Here is a 19,014-nt window from a genome sequence, read left to right as displayed (position 1 = left end):
CAAAGAGGTCACACCCGTTCCCATACCGAACACGGAAGTTAAGCTCTTTAGCGCCGATGGTAGTTGGGGGCTTCCCCTGTGAGAGTAGGACGTCGCTAGGCAATCTAAAGTCTGAGAATTTTTTCTCAGGCTTTTTTATTTTTCAGGCTGTCTTATACAACCAATGTATAGGACAGCCTTTTATGTTTTCTGTGCGAAAGCGAAGCGACAGCAACAGCAACAAATGACATCAATTACGCTAAGGCGAAATCTAAAATTCAAGAGCGTTTCTTAGATTATTTAAATAAGATTGGCTAACAGGTAGTTCACTTCCATCCTTTAGAGTGACAATAAAATTGGAAGTAAGATCACGCGCCATTTTTTTTATGAAATGAATATTAACAATATAAGATCTGTGAATGCGAATAAAAGATGAAGGTAGGCGCATCTGAAGTTCTTTAAGTGTAATACTTGTTTTATATTGTTCCCCCGCCACATAAAACCACGTTTTTTTCTGCAGACTTTCAATATGAGAGATTTTTTCAATTGCAACAGGATTCCATTCCTCTTCTTGCTTTCCAGTTAAAAATTGAAAGGGCTCTAATTTCTTTTCGGTAAAGGTTGACGGTAATACTACAACAAGTGCTGCAGGCACATCTAAAATGTTTATAGGGTAACCTATCCCATAATAGGGTGTTCCGAATAAAGAATTATCTAAAATGGCCTCTGTTCGTTTCCTCGTACGTAGTACTAGCTCTGCAATGCTGCCAGATTGTACTTGTTGACCTACTTCCAAGTTAATGTTTTGATGCCCAGAATGAAAATAGATATAGGCATTTTCAGCAGCAATTGCAATGGATGAATTCGCTGGAACCCAGTCTTTTAGCATTGAAATAAACTGTTGTGAAATATCTTTTGGCAAAGAATTAAACTCATTGTCCATTGTGAATACCCCCTTGTTTGTAAACAGTTTACCAAATTTCGTCGCCTAAAAAAGCAGTTTCATCATTAAAATTTGGTATTTTATCTAAAAATAATGAAAATTCAGATGTTCTGTTATATATTAATTTACAACAAATAAACCTGTTATGGAACAGCTGATTAAAAGTTTTTTAACAGAGTATATTGTATACAAAGGGGAAGGTGGAATTTCAATATGTCAACACGTCAAGAAAAAATTCAAGCATTAGAAAAACAATGGGCAGAGAACCCTCGTTGGGCAGGTATTGAACGCGCATATTCAGCTGAAGAGGTTATTAAGTTACAGGGCTCTGTTGTACTTGAACAAACTTTAGCAACTAAAGGCGCAGATCGACTTTGGAAATCTTTACACGAAGAACCGTTCATTAATGCATTAGGTGCATTAACTGGTAATCAAGCTGTACAACAAGTGAAAGCGGGATTAAAAGCAATCTACTTATCAGGCTGGCAAGTTGCTGCAGATGCTAACCTTTCTGGTCAAATGTACCCTGACCAATCTTTATATCCAGCAAACTCTGTACCAGCAGTAGTTAAGCGTATTAACCAAGCTTTACAACGTGCAGACCAAATCGATCATGCTGAAGGACGTGTAGATCATTTTGATTGGTTCGCTCCAATCGTAGCAGATGCTGAGGCTGGCTTCGGTGGTCCTCTAAACGTATTTGAGCTTGTAAAAGGAATGATTGAAGCTGGAGCTGCTGGTGTTCACTTAGAAGACCAATTAGCTTCTGAGAAAAAGTGTGGTCACTTAGGTGGTAAAGTTTTACTTCCGACACAAAATGCTGTTCGTAACTTAATTGCTGCTCGTCTTGCAACAGACGTAATGGGTGTTGATACAATTTTAATCGCTCGTACAGATGCTGATGCTGCTGATATGGTAACATCTGATATCGATCCACGTGATGCTGAGTTTATTACTGGTGAACGTACTCCAGAAGGCTTCTTCCGTACAAAACCAGGTATCAAACAAGCGATTGCTCGTGGTTTAGCTTACGCGCCATATGCAGATTTGATCTGGTGCGAAACTTCTAAACCATCTCTTGAGGAAGCTCGTGAATTTGCGGCAGCTATTCATGCTAAATTCCCAGGTAAATTGCTAGCATACAACTGCTCACCTTCTTTCAACTGGAAAGCAAATCTATCAGAAGAAGAAATCGCAGAATATCAACGCGAGCTAGGTAAATTAGGATATAAATTCCAATTCGTAACATTAGCTGGTTTCCACGCATTAAACCATTCTATGTTTGAGCTTGCACATGATTATAAAGATAATGGTATGGCTGCATACTCTAAGCTACAACAAGCTGAGTTTGCATCAGAATCAAAAGGCTACACAGCTACACGCCATCAACGTGAAGTAGGTACTGGTTACTTTGATGATGTATCTCAAGTTATCTCTGGTGGTACTTCTTCTACAACAGCAATGGCTGGTTCTACAGAAACAGAACAATTCGTATAAGTTTCATAAAGTACGTGTATTCCTAAATTCATAATCATAGATTAGTCTCCTCCGCTCCTCCTAAAGCGGGGGATGACTACTTAAAATCACAAAGGTGGGGGAAAAAACTGATGGAACAAGCAACAACAGGTAAGCTTAAAATTGTTGGGGAACAAAACGAGCAAACAAAAGAGATTTTAACACCAGAAGCCCTTGAGTTTGTTCTTGCCCTGCACGAAAAATTTGATACTCGTCGAAAAGAGCTATTAGAGGCTCGTCAAGAACGCCAAAAGCGTCTTGATGCAGGTGAGAAACTCGACTTCTTACCAGAAACAAAGCACATCCGTGAGGGAGATTGGACAATTGCACCACTTCCAGCAGATTTGCATGACCGTCGTGTAGAAATTACAGGACCTGTTGACCGTAAAATGGTTATTAATGCATTAAACTCTGGTGCGAAAATGTTTATGGCTTGCTTTGAGGATGCATCTGCCCCGACATGGGAAAACATGATTGGTGGCCAAATTAATATGCGTGATGCTATTAATAAGACGATTGAGTTTACACAAGCATCTAATGGTAAAACGTATAAGTTAAACGAAAAGACAGCTGTGTTATTAGTTCGTCCACGTGGCCTACATTTACTTGAAAAGCATGTACTAGTGGATGGCGAACCGATCTCTGGTAGTTTCTTTGATTTCGGTCTGTATTTATTCCATAATGCTAAAAATGCATTGGCAAAAGGTACGGGGCCTTATTTCTACCTACCGAAGCTTGAAAGCCATTTGGAGGCACGCTTATGGAATGATGTCTTTGTGTTTGCACAAGACTATATCGGAATTCCACAAGGGACAATTAAGGCTACTGTATTAATCGAAACAATTTTAGCAGCATTTGAAATGGATGAAATTTTATATGAACTACGTGAACATTCAGCTGGTCTGAATTGTGGACGCTGGGATTACATTTTCAGCTATATCAAACGTCTGCGTAATCAACCTGATGTAATTTTACCGGACCGTGGACAAGTAACAATGACTGTACCTTTCATGAAGGCATATACGTCTTTATGTATTCAAACATGTCATAAACGTAATGCTCCTGCGATGGGCGGTATGGCAGCACAAATCCCTGTTAAAGGGGATGACGACGCGAATGCTGTAGCGTTTGCAAAGGTTGCAGAAGATAAACGTCGTGAGGCAACAGATGGCCACGATGGAACTTGGGTAGCGCATCCGGGTATGGTTGCAACGGCAATGGAACAGTTTGATGCGATAATGACGACACCAAACCAAATCCATAAAAAACGTGAGGATGTAAATGTTGCAGCAGAAGATTTAGTAGCTGTTCCGGAAGGTACAATTACACTTGAAGGTCTTCGTACTAACTGTAGTGTAGGGGTTCAGTACATTGCTTCTTGGCTACGAGGCAACGGAGCTGCACCGATTAACAACTTAATGGAGGATGCTGCAACTGCAGAAATCTCTCGTACACAAGTATGGCAATGGATTCGTCATCCAAAAGGGGTCTTGGATGATGGTCGTGGCATTACATTGGCCTTTGTTCTAGAAATCTTGGAGGAAGAGCTTGTGAAAATTAAAGAGGCTGTTGGGAAACAAGCTTATAACGGTGGCCGCTATGAAGAAGCTGCTGAGCTGTTTAAATCTTTAATTGAACAAGATGAATTTGCGGAATTCTTGACGCTTCCAGGTTACGAAAAATTAGCTTAACTTGCTGCTGAGGCATCATTGATTTGAGATACGAATCTACTAAATGAACATATCTAACTTTCCTAAAATGTTGTGGACTAAACTCGAATGGAGTCCACCTTATTCCACTAATGTAACGAGCGGGGTCTGTTCCCCCGTTCCTTACTGAAAAATGAACACGGTTACAAAAAAAGGGGTCTATTAGTAAAGAGATTTAAAAGGGTGAAGGATGTCTTACGAGCTAGATGGGGGCTTGTAAGGCATTTTTTTATTTTCCAAAAACATTGTAAGGGGAGCAAACATGCGAAATAACGAAATATTATAGGTTCCTGGACCGATTAATAGGGGAAACATTAAATGAAATAGGATGTACAGTTGATATAGAACAAGCTGTTACATGTTTGAAAGGAAATTAGCAATAGTTACGAAATAACTATTGTTGAAAGGAGATGTCTCGAATTAATTATGAGACATCTCCTTTTTTGATTATTTAACTATGGCGAGCACAAAACCATCATAGCCTTTATTGCCAACTGTTTGTATAGCTGTGGATTCAATTCGAGATTCTTCTTGCAATAAATCCATAAACTGTCGCACACCTTGTACCCTTTCATCTAAAGGTGACATCGTGAATATTCATGGATTAAAATTGTTTTATCAAGTTGCTACTACAGGTAGTTTCACGAAAGCGGCAGAATTACTTCGTATTAGTCAGCCAGCAGTTTCAAGCCAAATAAAAAAATTTGAGCATGAGATTGGGATTCAATTATTTAAGCAACAAGGACGGGGCGTAGTATTAACTGAATTTGGAGAAGCTTTAGCAGAAAAGGCAAAAAATCTTGTTATGCTTGAAGAACATATTGAATCATTCATTGAAGATTATCGACTTGCTAAAGCAGGAACAATACATATAGTTGCTACATACTTACAAGCTAACTTTCTAATTCCTAAGTGGGCAGCTACCTTTAAAGGGACAAATGAAGACGTAAATTTAGTCATTACGACTACTAACACCAAAGATGCCTTTGAGCAATTAATACAGTATAAAGCTGATATTGCTATTTATGGTGGTGGTATTTTAGAAAGGCCGGAAGAAGTAGAGTGGGAGGAGCTTTTTGAGGATGAATTATGGTTTGTAGTCGCACCTGATCATCCTTATGCAAATCAGTCCATTTCACTTGCTGACATGATGAAAGAGCCTTTTATTATGCGTGAGGAAGGAAGTTCCATGAGAGAGCATCTTTTTTCTTTATGTCAAACGTATCAAGTCAAACCACCTAAAATTGCACTACAGTTTAATGGAATCAATGAAACGATTCGTTCAGTAATGGCGGGCTATGGTGCAAATTTTATTTCGTCACTAGCTGTTCGAGAGTATGTTGATAGTAGGCAATTGGCGAGGGTTTATGTAAAGGATGTTCATATTAATCATAAAATTGCAATTTGTACAAGGAAAAATGAAAGGCATAACTTACTTGTGCAAAAGTTTATAGAAACTGTTAAGAACTCCCTATAATTTCAATATCACTTTCCTTATGTACAAATGATAATTATTTGTTATATTGTTTATATAACAAATATGGAGATGATATTATTGTTTATTCAAATAGAGCCACAATCTGATATACCAATTTATGAACAGGTAACACGGCAAATTATTGAAGGAATTGCAAGAGGGGAAATGAAGCCCGGAGATACCCTACCATCTGTACGTAATTTAGCGGCTGATCTGGGTGTAAATATGCACACGGTTAATAAAAGCTATCATGAGCTAGAGGAAAAAGGAATCATTACAATTAGGGCCAAATCAGGTGCTATTATCCGTTCAACAGAGGAGCGAGCGTTAACTCCTGAACAATTACAACAAATTGAAAAAAATTTAAAGCCTGTTGTGGCAGAAGGAATGGTGCTCGGCGCAACAGCAGAGCAAATCGAGTACATGATGAAAAAAGTATTTGCTGATTTGCAAATACCAGCAGAAGGGGTGTAGCACATGCTACTTGCTATTTTTTCAACAATTTACATCATAACATTAGCTTTACAAGTGTTTGTTCCGTTTATAGTACGGGAAACGATTGTCTTTGGCGTGACTGTACCTGAACAGAATGTAAAACATCCCGCATTGCGAACTATGAAAAAGCATTATGCTCAAATCGTTGGAATATCTGGTGTCATGTTATTAATGATGATGATTGTTAGCTATTATTACTTTGCACAATCTGAGTTCATGCAAAGTATTTTACTGCTTGGCTGCTTATTTGCCATGCTTGCAGTCAGTATGACATTATATTGGATAAACCATCAAAAAGTTTTAAAACTTAAAAAAGAAGAGCAATGGGGCTTAAATATAAAACAAGTTCGTGCAGTTGACTTAACGGCACGTAGCCGTGATGAAATGCTTCCGTGGCCATTTTATGTAATCCCTTTTGGTGTTACGGTGTTTCTAATTATCTTTACAGTCCGCCATTATGACCAAATACCAGTTCATATTGCTGTACACTGGGGACCTAGCGGTGAAGCAGATTCTTGGAGAAGCAAAACATATTTTACTGCGGTTTCACTGCCGCTTGTTATGCTAATGATGCAATGTATGATGTGGGGAATTGTAGACTCTATAAAGCGTTCAGCAATCAAGTTAGCTGTTAATCGTAAGGAAGAATCATTGGAAGATCAGCTAAAAAGTAGAAAGTATATGAGCTGGAGCATAATGTTATTAAGCTATGCCTTTACAATATTATTTACAGTATTACAGTTAAGCAATATCTATCCTTCAATGACTACAGGGAATAGTCTACTACCGGTATTTATTTTGTTCTTATTGCTAGTTCTCGGCTCAGTCCTTGTTTACGCATGGAAAAAACGTAAGCTGAGGGTGAACTACGGGGACAATGTCGTTTCAGAAGTAATGGATGTTGATGAGGATCGCTATTGGAAGGGCGGATTAATTTATGTGAATCGTCAAGATCCTTCTGTTTTTGTCGAGAAACGCTTTGGGGTCGGCTGGACGATGAATTTTGCAAATCCGCGAGGTTATATCGTAATTGTTCTGCCATTACTTATATTGCTGTTGATTTCTTTCTTTTCGTTATAATATGGATGAAAGTAGTTATTAAAGATTCCGTCATTCCTCGTAGGACAACATGTAACGCAAGACTCAACGGAGGCTTGTATTGTCCGTGGATGGGAGTGAATTTTTTGTTAAAATAGTGTACCAGAAACAAGTTGGATGGAGGTAAGGCTTGAATGAAAATTCTCATTGTAGATGATGATGTACATATTTTGCAGCTAGTGAATATTTATCTGACAAGAGAGGGCTATCAGGTGCTGCAGGCGGAAAACGGACATCAGGCCCTTAAATTACTTGATGGAAATTTGCCTGATTTGGCTATTGTAGATGTCATGATGCCAGGAATGGATGGTTTTACATTAACGGAAACATTGAGCCAGGATTACGATATTCCTGTTTTGTTATTAACGGCAAAGGGCGAGATTGAGGACAAGGAACGAGGGTTTTTGGCAGGCTCAGACGACTATGTTGTGAAACCATTCGAGCCTAAAGAATTGCTGTTTCGCATAGCTGCCATATTGCGTAGACTTGATAAGAAAAATCAAGTAACAATCCAGGTGGGAAGACTAGTCATCGATCGTCGAAGCTTTGAAGTTATCATTGGGGACGATACACTTGTTCTGCCTTTGAAGGAATTTGAGCTATTGGCATTACTAGCATCTCGCCCGAATCAGGTGTTTACACGTAGTTACATTATGGAACAGGTGTGGGGCTATGATTATGATGGAGATGAGCAGACTTTAAATACACATGTGAAGCGGATCCGTGAGCGTCTGCATCGTTATGAAACAGATGTTGAGATTACAACGGTACGTGGTGTAGGCTATAAGGTTGAGGTTATTGCATGATGAAAACGTTATATAGTAAGTTTGTTGCCACGACTTTGCTCGTTATGATAGGAAGCTTGTGCATCGGTTTTTTAGTGACAAATACTTATTATCACCAAGTTATAAAGGAAAAAAATGATGCTAAAAATGTGAAGATTGCGCAGGATATTGCGAAATACATTGAGTCATCAAAGCCTGATGATTTAGATAATTATTTAACGACTCTGGGTGAAATAGGTTATCAAATTTATGTAACGACTGGTGATGAAGGGCAATTTTACGGTGGTAAATATCGTGATAAAACACTGTCATCCAATACTGTCGAGCATGTTTTAGACGGGGAAATTTATCATGGTATGCGTGATTTTCCAAAAGAGACATTTGTGACAGGTTTTTTTGCGAATGAGCTAATTAATACGATAGGTGTGCCATTTACATATGAAAATAAGCATTATGCACTGTTTATAAGACCGGATATTCGCTTGTTATTTTCTGAGGTGCATACGATACTTGGTGGGCTTATTCTTGTGATGGCGGTACTTAGTCTATTATCAATGTTACTATTTGCAAAAGCACTAATTCGCCCTATTACACAGTTAACAGAGGCAACACATCAGCTTGCACATGAAAAATTCGATACGCTACTGGATATAGATCGAGCAGATGAGATTGGACAATTAGCAGTTAGCTTTAATGTCATGACAGAAAAATTACAGGAAAATGATCGAATACGTAAAGAGTTTATTAGTAATGTATCCCATGATTTTCAGTCGCCATTGTTGAATATTCAAGGGTATGTAGATTTACTAAAGAATCCTTTGCTGACCGATAAGGAAAGACAGGAATATACAACGATTATTGAGCTAGAAACGAAGCGTATGTCGACATTAACTAAGCAATTACTTTTACTAACGTCACTCGATCAATCTACAAGGTTATTAAAGCGTGAACCTTATCGTTTAGATGAGCAATTAAAGGAAACCGTAAGAAAATATCGCTGGCAGCTTGAAGAGGCAAATGTACAATTATCGTATCAGCTTGAACCAGTAACATATGATGGGGATGCTGGGCTATTACAAAATGTTTGGGATAATTTATTGACGAATGCCATTAAATATAATGTCGAAGGCGGGGAAATTCATGTTCACTTGCAAGAATCCCCAACTTCAGTTGAAGTAATCGTCGAGGATAGTGGTATAGGGATGACTGCTGATCAATTACAAAAGGTATATGATCGCTTTTATCGCGCGGATGCCTCTAGAACAAAGCAAGGTACTGGGCTTGGACTAGCCATCGTAAAGCAAATTGCTGAGCTGCATGGAGGAACGGTTCATATGGAAAGTGTTATGAATTCCGGCACAAAGGTCCGAGTCCACTTACAAAAACTGTAATGAGGAGTTCATGTAAAGTTCATGTTCACGAGATAAACTACTAACTAAGTTGAAAAAGCTTAGGGGGAGTTATCGTATGGAACAAAAATGGAGTTTACGTCTTATTCGTCTTGCTGCAATTTTCGCCTTATTTGGTACGTATCTAGGCTCACATATGTCTGGTTCAGGTAGTTATGAATATAGACCGATACATGCACACGTATTATTAGTTGGCTGGTTAAGTATGTTTGCATGGGGCATTTTCTATCGTGCCTTCAAAGTGAAATCACAAAAATTAGTAGCTGCACATGGTTGGACGGCAATTATCGGTGTTTTTGGCTTAACAATCGGCATGTGGTTCTACAATATAAATCCATTTAATTTTAACCAAACATTTACATTGATCTTCTTTATCGTAGGTGGGACAACATTATTAATTAGCTTTGCTTTATTTATCTTTGTAACATTTATGGTAAATCAAAAAGAGGAAATGAAGAATTAAAGAAAATCCCGTGTCATGACTGTGACACGGGTTTGTTTTTAAGGAAAACAGCTTTATTTTATATTTTCAAGAGACTTCTTAAGCCATTTTGTTGCCTCGGTATAATCCTGTGCAACACCATGCCCTTTTTTATAAAGCATACCAAGCTGGAATTGTGCTTTTTGATGCCCTTGATTGGCAGCCAGTCGATACAGTTGGGCTGCTTTCGTAAAATCCTTCGGTACCCCTTGTCCATGACTGTGCATTTGAGCCAATTGATATTGTGCTTTGGCATGTCCTTTAGCGGCAGCTTGTTCAATCCATTTTGCGGCCTCTGTATAATCCTGTTCGACACCTTTTCCCTTATCAAATAAATTACCGAGCTGATATTGAGCACCTGAATGTCCTTGGATGGCTGCTAGTCGATAGCAGCGTCGTGCCTCTTCTAAGTCCTGCTCGATCCCCAATCCGTGCTCATATAATAAACCTAATTGATATTCAGCCTGAATATGGGACTGATCAGTAGCGGCTCTCCACCATTTTACTGCTTCAACATAATTCAATTCAGCTTCATATAATAATCCGAGCTCATACTGAGCATCAGCATAACCCTTTTCAGCAGCTGCTTTAAAGTGAGGTAGAGCTTTCTCTGGTTGCTGAAGTTGGTATACATAAATACGTCCAAGCTCAAATCCTGCACTTATATGTCCTTTGTTAGCAGCTAACTGTAACCATTTTTCTGCTAAAGTTATATCGTTTTCTTTGACATAGAGCACACCGAGACAGTATTGAGCATTTAAGTGTCCTTTATGTGCTGCGAGTTTAAACCATTTTATAGCCTCTAAGTGATCTTGAGGAATACCTTGACCAGTGTTGTATAGCATGGCCAATTGGAATTCCGCATTTGTATGGTCTTGAAGTGCAGCTAAATGGAACCACTGCACAGCTTCTTCAAGATTTTGCGAGATACCACGACCTTTAAGGTACATATAGCCAAGATTATACTGAGCGCTTGCATCACCAGCTAATGCAGCCATTTCAAAATAGGCTATAGCTTCCTCATAGCTTTGCTCGACACCATTTCCATTGTGATAAAGGAATCCAAGGTTATTTTGAGCACTTGTATTGCCTTGATTGGCTGCTAGCATGTACCATTTTGCTGCCTCGGCAAAGTTTAGTGGCATCCCAAGTCCTTGATTGTATAGAACCCCAAGATTGTACTGTGCATCTGCGTTTTCTAAATCTGCAGCAGCTTTATAATATTGAGCGGCTTCTTCATAATTTTGTACAACACCATGGCCTAAATGGTAGAGCACACCTAAGCTATAAAGCGCGTTTGCATCATTTTGTGCAGCGGCGCGTTCATACCACATTTTTGCAACAGCATAATCTTTCTTAACACCACGGCCTTGATTATAAAGAGCGCCTAAATTATATTGAGCACTTGCATTCCCTTGTTTGGCAGCAAGCTCAAACCAGCTTGCAGCACTTTTATAAGCCTCGATTGATTGGTCATCTTGAAGCAGCAAATTTACATCAAAAGCTGAAGTTATATCTTCAAAGCCTGGTGCTATGCGAATCATTTTTGCCTTTAAGCTACGGTCATAGCGTTCGATAAACCATTCTACAATATCACTTATATAATCAAGAACAATTTTTGCTGCCTTTGCTTCTACGACTTCATTACTATTACTAGCAGTCATTTTGCTTACAAGATTCATTAATAAATAAATACGACGTGGATGAATTTTTGCAACAAAGCTACGATTATTGAGTAATGATCGAATATTTTTTAGCTTCGGTTCGGTATGCATTTCCAGCCTATAAAGCTCAGATAAAATTTCCTCTAGTACTAGGAGTGATTTTTGAAGAGATAGAGCTGGCTTTGAAATGGCGATCGAGCTAGCATCCTGTAAATTTTTAGCCAATTTAACCAAGCATAAAGCTTTTAATTTCTTACATTGATCTTGGAGAATCTCATATTGTATGACGATAGCACTCACCTCTTTCATAACATTATTCTTTTTCTGCTCATCACGAAATCTGGATGTTTAATTTGTTAAAACGTATACCGTGTATATTAGTTGATTGAAGTGGAGACTGGGCGACTCCTTGGGGATTAGCGATAGAGGAACGAAGGCTAAAACCATCACGTCCTGTGATAACGCCTTCGTGACCTACATCGTGTAGGCCCAAGCGGCTCATCGGACGCCCCCAGGAAAGTGCCCAGTCGGAACGGAAATCAACCATACGCTACGAAGATATCCTCTTTTTTCATATATCGGGAAAATACCGTTATTGTTGAATTGTCATCGTTACATGATACTATGTGGTATAAGGAGATTCGTTGATATTCAAAGTAGCAATTAATAAAAAGAGCATCTGCCAGAGTTTCATGTTATCCGGGGGATAGAAATGATGAAAAATATTGCAGCAATTATACCAGCCTATAATCCACAACAGTCACTTATAACCTATGTCCATCAATTATTAGCTACCACCATTAGCCAAATTATCATTGTCAATGATGGCAGCGATCAAAAATATGCAAGTGTATTTGAAGAGTTGAAAAAGATTGACTGCTGTCTAGTACTAGAGCATGACCACAATATTGGTAAGGGAGGCGCACTAAAAACAGCCTTTGCCTATGTAAGGTCTCAAAAAAGCGTGTTTCAAGGTGTCATTACTGTAGGTGCTCATGGCCAACATACTTTACAAGATGTAAAGCTCGTTTTAACGATGACAAAGGTATTTTCTGAAGGAATTGTGTTAGGGGTACGTAACTTCCATTCTTCGGACAGCACGTTTTTATCATATTGGGGTAATCGTACAACAAGTTTGTTTTTTGAGATCCTTTATCATAGAAAGCTAATGGATACACAAACAGGTTTACGGTTTATTTCTATAAAGGAGCTACCATGGCTGATAAAAGTGCAAGGTGAACGATATGACTATGACACAAATATGCTAGTCGCTGCACTTGAAAGAAAGTGCCCAATTTTTGAAGTAGAGATAGGTCAGTTACGAATAAAGAAAAATACAGTGATCCAGTATGATGAAATAACAAATGCAAGGTCAATTATTACTAAAATGCTTATGAATTATTTAAGCCCAAGGAAAAAATAACTATAGGTTTAATTTTAAAATAATGTGCTAGGATAAAGATTAATAATTACTCAAGAACGTAGCGAGTATAGAAAGAAGGAGCAATGATGATGGAATATTCAGATCAAGTGAAAAATCGTGTAAAACGGATGGAAGGCCAGCTACGTGGAATTTTAAAAATGATGGAAGAAGAAAAGGACTGTAAGGCAGTCATTACTCAATTATCGGCAGTACGTTCAGCAGTAGATCGTACAGTTGGTGTAATAGTAAGTACAAATCTTTTAGAATGTGTACAAAATGCTGAAGGTGATGGCGAGAAAATGAATGAAGCTATTCAAGAGGCCGTCAATTTAGTAGTAAAAAGTCGTTAACATAGAGCGAAGCCTGCTTAGATGGAAAGGCTATAGAAAACTCACTAAAAACAGGTGGGTTTTTATTTTTTTGCAAAAATATGGTTTAAATCGATACTTATATTTCATTTCTGGGAATTTAGACCTGTTCAACAAAGTAAAATTAATGGTTAAAAGTCATAGTTAGTGAACTTGTACGATAGATTTGTAGTTACTTTCTCTGCTATCCTAATTACAGGATATAACAAACGGGAAGGTGATTTATTATGAAGAAATGGTTGATAAGCGGGGTAGCATTACTAATGTTAAGTCCAACAGCAGCATTTGCTAAAAATGCAGACGCTCACCCAGTAAATACTTCACCAGTTATTAATGTAGTAGCAGATACCAAAGTAACAACTTGGGATCAATTCACAACAGAAATCGCAAAACAATTAAATAATTTCGAACCAGAGATTAAAATTACATATAGCGGACCAATGACTGATTTCAATAAAAAAATTATGGAAGCCTTTGAAAAGGCACAAGAGCAAGCGGTCTATGCAGGTGGTCATATGGAAAGCACTACTATTTCTGCAGATTCAGCAGGCAATGTTACATATAAAATAAAATATTTCACAGACAAAAAACAAGAAGCGGTAGTACAACAAAAGATTGATCAAGTATTAAAAACAATTATTAAGCCTTCAATGACAGAATTTGAAAAAGTAAAAGCGATCAATGATTATATTGTTTCAAATACTGCATATGGTACTAAAACAAGTGCTAGTCCTCATGGTGCATATGCATTACTAATGGAAGGACAAGCTGTATGTCAAGGCTACGCGTTAACAACTTATAAAATGTTGGAGCAAGCAGGAATCGAATCCAAGTATATTGTAGGCTATGTTAATGGTAATCAAGCACATGCATGGAATTTAGTGAAGGTTGATGGTCAATGGTATCATTTAGATACAACATGGAATGATCCACTACCAAATCGCGTCGGCTCCTCTTCATATGATTATTTTTTAGTAAATGATGCACAGCTAAAGAAAGACCATAAGTGGGAAGCTTCAGATTATCCTGCTGCTACAAGTACAACATATAGCTATATGCAAAATGTTCATTTCGCATATCAAGTTAATAATACATTGTACTTCAGTAATACAGCGGATAACGATAAATTGTACAAGCTTGATTTAACAAACGGTAAGAAAACAAAAGTAATTGATAAACGTGCCTTGTACATTACAGGAGCGGACAACAATTTATATTTCAGTGATTACAGTAACAGTGGTTACTTAACAAAATTAAATCTTCAAACATTAAAAACTGAGGTGCTTGTGAAGCAATCAGTTGCTAACTTAAGCGTTAGAGATAATCACTTAAATTATAGTGTTAATGCAAAAGAACAAAATCTTAAAATAAACTAATCTTCAACTATCTTTATAAAATGAAAGCACAAGGACTTCCGAGTGAGTCCTTTGTGCTTTTTTTGTATATAATGAAAACAGGAAAACGGTTGGAGGTGAGGATTTTGTGGAAAAAATTAGCCATTATCGTAATTATTATTATTTTTATTGACCCCATTTATACGGCTGGTAAAGCAGTTGTACAACAAGTGATAACTTGGGCAAATAATGATGAAATAGAAACGATGCTTCTCTCAACAAAGGAAAAAATTATAGACGTTACTGCTAAACTTTCAGAGAATACCTCCATTGAAACGGCCACACCTATAGAAGAAAAGCCAGAAGAAGGAGTAGCCGTTACAGCTCCAGCAGCCAAAAAACCTGAAGCAAAGTTAGTTGTAACAAATGCAAAGGAAATGGCTGATGCGATGTATGCGTACTACAGTAGTTTTTCACCTAAGTTTGAGATTCAATATAAAGGCAATACACAACGAATTGAACAGCTAGTGGAAGAAGCCTATGAAAATGCTATAAAACGAGATGATTATGTATATGGGCATATTAGTAAACACTCAATTCGTTTTGAATATGGAGGAAGAACGGCCACAATCTTTGGAGAGCAAAGTTATTTAATGACACCAGAGCAGGCAGCATTTGTTGAAATGAATGTGCAAGAGATTGTAGCCTCTATCAATAAAAAAGCATCAAGTGATGTAGAGAAGGTTAGGGCTGTCAATGATTATATCGTTGCCAATACCGCCTATACGGATCAAACGAAGTCAAGTCCACATAGCGCTTATACAGTGCTTGCGGAACATGGTGGCGTTTGTCAGGGCTATGCATTGCTGGCTCATTCGATGTTACAAAAGCTAGGGATAGAAACAAAATATATAGTAGGCTATGTCGGACAGGAAGGACATGCATGGAATTTAGTAAAGCTGAACGGTCATTGGTATCACCTCGATACTACATGGAATGATCCGGTACCTGATCGTAAAGGAGCGGTACGCTATCAATATTTTTTAGTGGATGATCGAACAATGGCAAAAGATCATTCGTGGATTGCTAAAGACTACCCGAAAGCAACGAGTACGATGTATAACTACTTTCACAATGTAGATTTCGCTGCACAGGTAGGGCAACAAATATTTTATAGTAATGTATCTGATGATAATAAATTGTACGTGCTTGATTTACAAACAGGTAAATCGAAACGCATCTCCAATTCGCGTGCACAGTACGTTGTTTATGCAGATGGCTGGCTATATTTTAGCAATTATTCACACGGAGCGTATTTAACGAAGATTCGTCCGGATGGAAGCGGAGAACAAATGTTAAATAGGGAAGAAACGAAGGATTTATTTGTGAAGAACAGTTATTTATATTTCACGACAAATGAACTGAAAAAAATGGCGCTTTAATGATATTTGCTAAAAATAAAGAGCTTTTGACATTACAGTTAAATAAAGAATGACTCTTCTGCAAAACGAGGGGTTGATTTCCGTTCCGACTGGGCGCTTTGTAGCTGACGCTTTGCTTTCGCTACAGAAAACATTTGTAGCTGACGCTTTGCTTTCGCGCAGAGCAGAGCTTCCTGGGAGCGTCCGATGAGCCGCTTGGGCCAACACGATGTTGGTCACGAAGGCGTTATCACAGGACGTGATGTTTTTAGCCTTCGTTCCTCTATATCGCTAATCCCCAAGGAGTCGCCCAGTCTCCACTCCAATCAACCGCTTCACATAGAGTATATCATCGGGCATGTCCATATATTATAGACGCCTTGATTTCATCAACATAATAGTTTTTAATAATATGAAGAGCCTATGACATTACAAACTGTCATAGGCCCTTTTTGTTTGCTCCATAAGATAATAGATTGGTTGATGCTGACACAGAGAAACTTCAATTTGCGGATGCATCGATTTCATTTCCTGTGAAAAAATTTTAAAAATGAATGGATTATGCTTAATGGCACCACCATTACAATAAAGGCTAAATGCTTCGCCTTGATAGTCAACTTTTTTCAACACCGCGCATGCAAGGAGCACTAATTCATGGGCAGCACGCGTTGATATTTGAATGGCGCATGAATCCTTTTTGGTCACGGCATCTGCTAAAAATGCGCCCATTTTTGCTAGCTGTGCATTCGTGTAGGATGGATGGAACAGCCATGTAGCTAGCTCTGTAACATCTTGGATCCTTAAGTGATCATAGACAGCATTTTTTAATATGGTCTGCTCACCACGCCCGTCTTCCATGCGGAAAATGGCACGTATGACTTCTTGCCCTAACCAATAGCCACTGCCTTCATCTCCTGCACGATGCCCCCAACCACCTGCACGTACTACTTGTGTACCATCAAATGCGTACGCAATGGCTCCTGTTCCAGCAATGAGCAATGCGCCTGCCTGTCCAGCAGTAACACCAAGTAAAGTGGCTTGTGCATCATTTTCTATAAGAAGCGTATCTATTTTTAACTGTAATGCCGATATAGCACTATGAATGATTGCCGATACGATTTCATGATCTTTGGGAGAATCAATCCCAGCCATTGCAAAAGTAGCTACAGCAATATTTGAGTAATTTTGCTGTTGCAAAAAGTCCTGCACGTTTACTAATAACGCTTGCAATATTTCTGTAGCAGACGCAGCACCGATTGCTTGATAATTCGAGCCACTTGTTGATGTTGTATATTTTATTTCACCAGACTCGGCATGTACGAGCGCACATGCCGTTTTTGTAGCACCACCGTCAATAATAAGTAGCCATCCCATCATTGATTCCATTCCTCTATATATACTGTTAATTGTTTTTCTGCTTCAATAATCATAGCCTCCTTCAAACGAATCCACTCATAAAGGTTATGAGTATTTTCCTTCGAGCGTTCAAGAGATGCTTTCATCGTTACGGGTGCCGGACCACCAAGTAATGTACGTACAGCAACGAAAGTCTCTGGTTTTAATGTGTGATAAAAATCTTCCTCGGAAATTTTTAATGGTTTACCAGTAATTAATTTGGATTGTGTATTGGTAAGCCCCCATGTAAGACTTGCTAGAGATTCCTCACCATGAGCGAGCAATACTTTAATACATTTACTAACTATACTATGTGCTTGGCGGAATGAAATACCTTCCGAGCGCACTAGTGTATCGGCAAGCTCTGTCACATTGGCAAAACTATTTTCTGCTCGACTTCTTAGTTTTTTCTTGTTTACATCCATCGTGACAACAAGTGAACCAAATAGTTTATAAATACCTATTAAACGGTCAATGGCGCGCCATAAATATGGTTGCATATCATCCTCTGTGTCTACGATATCTCCAAAAGGTGTATTATGTACCATTTGTAATACAGTACTAGCATCACCAACAACCGCTGAGAGCAATGAACGTGTATGCTCGATCGAAACAGGATTGCGCTTTTGTGGCATGATAGAGCTAACTTGCACGTACGGGCTTGCTAGTGTAAATGCATTGAATTCCTGTGTAGCCCATAATAAAAAATCTTGGGATGTGCGGCCGAGATTAAGTGCCGCAAGCTGAACAATACTCGCTGCCTCTGCAATATAATCTGCACCAGCAACAGCATCCCACGCATTTTCGATAATATCATCGAAGGCCAATAACTCACGCATGCGTTCTCGATTAATATTGAAGCCTGTTGTCGTTAATGCCGCAGCCCCCATACTACTGCGATTCACCGTTTTATAGACGTGCTGTAAACGTTCAAAATCTCGTTCAAGTTGATCGATGACAGCTTTTAAATAATGCGCAAAGGTTGTTGGCTGAGCCTGTTGCGTATGTGTATAGCCAATCATAATCGTATCAACGTGCTCCTCAGCAGCTGCGATTAAATCATCCCGTAATGTCAGTAATTCTCGCATAAGCAATAACAATTTTTTTCTTAAAGTCATGCGATAGATGGCAATACCCATATCATTACGACTTCTACCAATGTGAAGATTCCCAGCAACGTCGCCAGCAAGCTCTATTAATTTATTTTCGATGCGGAAAAACAAATCCTCATATCGCGGGCTGTAATCTTCTATACGAAAATAGTTCAAGTCTAGTTTTTTCAAAGCAGTACCAATTTCTTTAGCGTCTTCTTTTTTTACTAGACCCTGTTCTTCTAACATTTTTAAGTGTGCAATATTGATTTGTAGCATAATTGTTAAAAAGTTTTTCTTGGCCTCATCATAAGCCGGCTGTAAGACGATTTTACGATAAATATTAGAAGGGAAGTTCATCCCATCTTCTTGCTGGGTTTTGTTGCGGAAATCTTCAAACATATTAATTGCCTCCTAGTAGATTGGC

General features: G+C 38.5%; 16 protein-coding genes, 1 rRNA gene and 1 pseudogene. 13 read left to right on the top strand and 5 right to left on the bottom strand.

Annotated features, from left to right (window positions below; all coding sequences use genetic code 11):
* Nucleotides 1–101, top strand: a 5S ribosomal RNA gene (gene rrf, locus AMS59_RS19715); the annotation flags it as partial.
* Between the two features lie 149 nt (nucleotides 102–250).
* On the opposite strand, the gene AMS59_RS19710 is transcribed toward rrf, so the two are convergent.
* Nucleotides 251–922, bottom strand: coding sequence for a LytTR family DNA-binding domain-containing protein (locus AMS59_RS19710; RefSeq protein WP_053485423.1), 672 nt, complete (start codon nucleotides 920–922; stop codon nucleotides 251–253).
* A 213-nt stretch (nucleotides 923–1,135) separates the two neighbouring features.
* Here AMS59_RS19710 and aceA point away from each other — a divergent pair, with 213 nt between their 5' ends.
* The gene (aceA, locus tag AMS59_RS19705) at nucleotides 1,136–2,419 is read left to right on the top strand and encodes an isocitrate lyase (RefSeq protein WP_053485422.1); all 1,284 of its coding nucleotides are present in this window, start codon (nucleotides 1,136–1,138) and stop codon (nucleotides 2,417–2,419) included.
* A 110-nt stretch (nucleotides 2,420–2,529) separates the two neighbouring features.
* Nucleotides 2,530–4,128: a malate synthase A gene (aceB, locus tag AMS59_RS19700; protein ID WP_053485421.1), complete on the top strand. Its 1,599-nt coding sequence runs from the start codon at nucleotides 2,530–2,532 to the stop codon at nucleotides 4,126–4,128.
* A gap of 465 nt (nucleotides 4,129–4,593) precedes the next feature.
* Here the strand turns inward: aceB and AMS59_RS24485 are convergent.
* Nucleotides 4,594–4,722: pseudogene (locus AMS59_RS24485) on the bottom strand (methyltransferase); the annotation flags it as partial.
* 13 nt (nucleotides 4,723–4,735) lie between these two features.
* Here AMS59_RS24485 and AMS59_RS19695 point away from each other — a divergent pair.
* From AMS59_RS19695 to AMS59_RS19670, 6 genes are all read left to right on the top strand, one after another.
* Nucleotides 4,736–5,623, top strand: a complete 888-nt coding sequence (locus AMS59_RS19695) for a LysR family transcriptional regulator (protein ID WP_053485420.1) — start codon at nucleotides 4,736–4,738, stop codon at nucleotides 5,621–5,623.
* Between the two features lie 78 nt (nucleotides 5,624–5,701).
* A complete protein-coding gene (locus tag AMS59_RS19690; RefSeq protein ID WP_053485419.1) occupies nucleotides 5,702–6,097 on the top strand; it encodes a GntR family transcriptional regulator in 396 nt (131 codons plus the stop codon).
* A gap of 3 nt (nucleotides 6,098–6,100) precedes the next feature.
* A complete protein-coding gene (locus AMS59_RS19685) occupies nucleotides 6,101–7,198 on the top strand; it encodes a DUF1648 domain-containing protein (protein WP_053485418.1) in 1,098 nt (365 codons plus the stop codon).
* Nucleotides 7,199–7,350: 152 nt separating this feature from the next.
* Nucleotides 7,351–8,022, top strand: a complete 672-nt coding sequence (locus tag AMS59_RS19680; protein ID WP_053485417.1) for a response regulator transcription factor — start codon at nucleotides 7,351–7,353, stop codon at nucleotides 8,020–8,022.
* Nucleotides 8,022–9,392: a HAMP domain-containing sensor histidine kinase gene (locus tag AMS59_RS19675; RefSeq protein WP_053485428.1), complete on the top strand. Its 1,371-nt coding sequence runs from the start codon at nucleotides 8,022–8,024 to the stop codon at nucleotides 9,390–9,392. The genes AMS59_RS19680 and AMS59_RS19675 overlap by 1 nt, the downstream gene beginning before the upstream one ends.
* A 76-nt stretch (nucleotides 9,393–9,468) precedes the next feature.
* Nucleotides 9,469–9,873 carry a hypothetical protein gene (locus AMS59_RS19670; RefSeq protein WP_053485416.1) on the top strand — a complete coding sequence of 135 codons (405 nt, stop codon included), beginning with the start codon at nucleotides 9,469–9,471 and terminating at the stop codon, nucleotides 9,871–9,873.
* A 53-nt stretch (nucleotides 9,874–9,926) separates the two neighbouring features.
* Here AMS59_RS19670 and AMS59_RS19665 read toward each other — a convergent pair whose 3' ends face one another.
* Nucleotides 9,927–11,864 carry an SEL1-like repeat protein gene (locus AMS59_RS19665; protein ID WP_234007857.1) on the bottom strand — a complete coding sequence of 646 codons (1,938 nt, stop codon included), beginning with the start codon at nucleotides 11,862–11,864 and terminating at the stop codon, nucleotides 9,927–9,929.
* 403 nt (nucleotides 11,865–12,267) lie between these two features.
* Between AMS59_RS19665 and AMS59_RS19660 the strand changes: the two genes are divergently transcribed.
* The 4 genes from AMS59_RS19660 to AMS59_RS19645 all read left to right on the top strand — a co-directional run bounded on the left by AMS59_RS19660 (nucleotide 12,268) and on the right by AMS59_RS19645 (nucleotide 16,122).
* Nucleotides 12,268–12,978, top strand: coding sequence for a glycosyltransferase family 2 protein (locus tag AMS59_RS19660; RefSeq protein WP_234007856.1), 711 nt, complete (start codon nucleotides 12,268–12,270; stop codon nucleotides 12,976–12,978).
* An 89-nt stretch (nucleotides 12,979–13,067) separates the two neighbouring features.
* Entirely contained in the window at nucleotides 13,068–13,328 is a 261-nt protein-coding gene (locus AMS59_RS19655) for a metal-sensitive transcriptional regulator (protein ID WP_004233098.1), read from the top strand.
* Between the two features lie 245 nt (nucleotides 13,329–13,573).
* On the top strand, nucleotides 13,574–14,722 hold the full coding sequence (locus AMS59_RS19650; protein WP_053485415.1) for a transglutaminase domain-containing protein: 1,149 nt from the start codon (nucleotides 13,574–13,576) through the stop codon (nucleotides 14,720–14,722).
* Nucleotides 14,723–14,826: 104 nt separating this feature from the next.
* On the top strand, nucleotides 14,827–16,122 hold the full coding sequence (locus tag AMS59_RS19645; protein ID WP_053485414.1) for a transglutaminase domain-containing protein: 1,296 nt from the start codon (nucleotides 14,827–14,829) through the stop codon (nucleotides 16,120–16,122).
* 408 nt (nucleotides 16,123–16,530) lie between these two features.
* Here the strand turns inward: AMS59_RS19645 and AMS59_RS19640 are convergent, their stop codons facing one another.
* Nucleotides 16,531–17,478: an N-acetylglucosamine kinase gene (locus tag AMS59_RS19640; protein WP_053485413.1), complete on the bottom strand. Its 948-nt coding sequence runs from the start codon at nucleotides 17,476–17,478 to the stop codon at nucleotides 16,531–16,533.
* Nucleotides 17,475–18,989, bottom strand: coding sequence for an argininosuccinate lyase (gene argH / locus AMS59_RS19635; protein WP_053485412.1), 1,515 nt, complete (start codon nucleotides 18,987–18,989; stop codon nucleotides 17,475–17,477). Before argH ends, AMS59_RS19640 begins: the two co-directional genes overlap by 4 nt.
* Nucleotides 18,990–19,014: the final 25 nt, after the last annotated feature.

Source organism: Lysinibacillus sp. FJAT-14745 (assembly GCF_001275675.1).
In the GTDB taxonomy this organism is placed as follows: Bacteria; Bacillota; Bacilli; order Bacillales_A; family Planococcaceae; genus Lysinibacillus.
Note: the sequence above shows the minus strand (reverse complement) of the source record. Positions and strands in the feature narration are given on the sequence as shown.

Coding starts and splice junctions, on each gene's coding strand:
- AMS59_RS19710 (WP_053485423.1), bottom strand. CDS start 922: ATGGACAATGAGTTTAATTCTTTGCCAAAAGATATTTCACAACAGTTT.
- aceA (WP_053485422.1), top strand. CDS start 1,136: ATGTCAACACGTCAAGAAAAAATTCAAGCATTAGAAAAACAATGGGCA.
- aceB (WP_053485421.1), top strand. CDS start 2,530: ATGGAACAAGCAACAACAGGTAAGCTTAAAATTGTTGGGGAACAAAAC.
- AMS59_RS19685 (WP_053485418.1), top strand. CDS start 6,101: ATGCTACTTGCTATTTTTTCAACAATTTACATCATAACATTAGCTTTA.
- AMS59_RS19680 (WP_053485417.1), top strand. CDS start 7,351: ATGAAAATTCTCATTGTAGATGATGATGTACATATTTTGCAGCTAGTG.
- AMS59_RS19675 (WP_053485428.1), top strand. CDS start 8,022: ATGAAAACGTTATATAGTAAGTTTGTTGCCACGACTTTGCTCGTTATG.
- AMS59_RS19670 (WP_053485416.1), top strand. CDS start 9,469: ATGGAACAAAAATGGAGTTTACGTCTTATTCGTCTTGCTGCAATTTTC.
- AMS59_RS19665 (WP_234007857.1), bottom strand. CDS start 11,864: ATGAAAGAGGTGAGTGCTATCGTCATACAATATGAGATTCTCCAAGAT.
- AMS59_RS19660 (WP_234007856.1), top strand. CDS start 12,268: ATGATGAAAAATATTGCAGCAATTATACCAGCCTATAATCCACAACAG.
- AMS59_RS19655 (WP_004233098.1), top strand. CDS start 13,068: ATGGAATATTCAGATCAAGTGAAAAATCGTGTAAAACGGATGGAAGGC.
- AMS59_RS19650 (WP_053485415.1), top strand. CDS start 13,574: ATGAAGAAATGGTTGATAAGCGGGGTAGCATTACTAATGTTAAGTCCA.
- AMS59_RS19640 (WP_053485413.1), bottom strand. CDS start 17,478: ATGATGGGATGGCTACTTATTATTGACGGTGGTGCTACAAAAACGGCA.
- argH (WP_053485412.1), bottom strand. CDS start 18,989: ATGTTTGAAGATTTCCGCAACAAAACCCAGCAAGAAGATGGGATGAAC.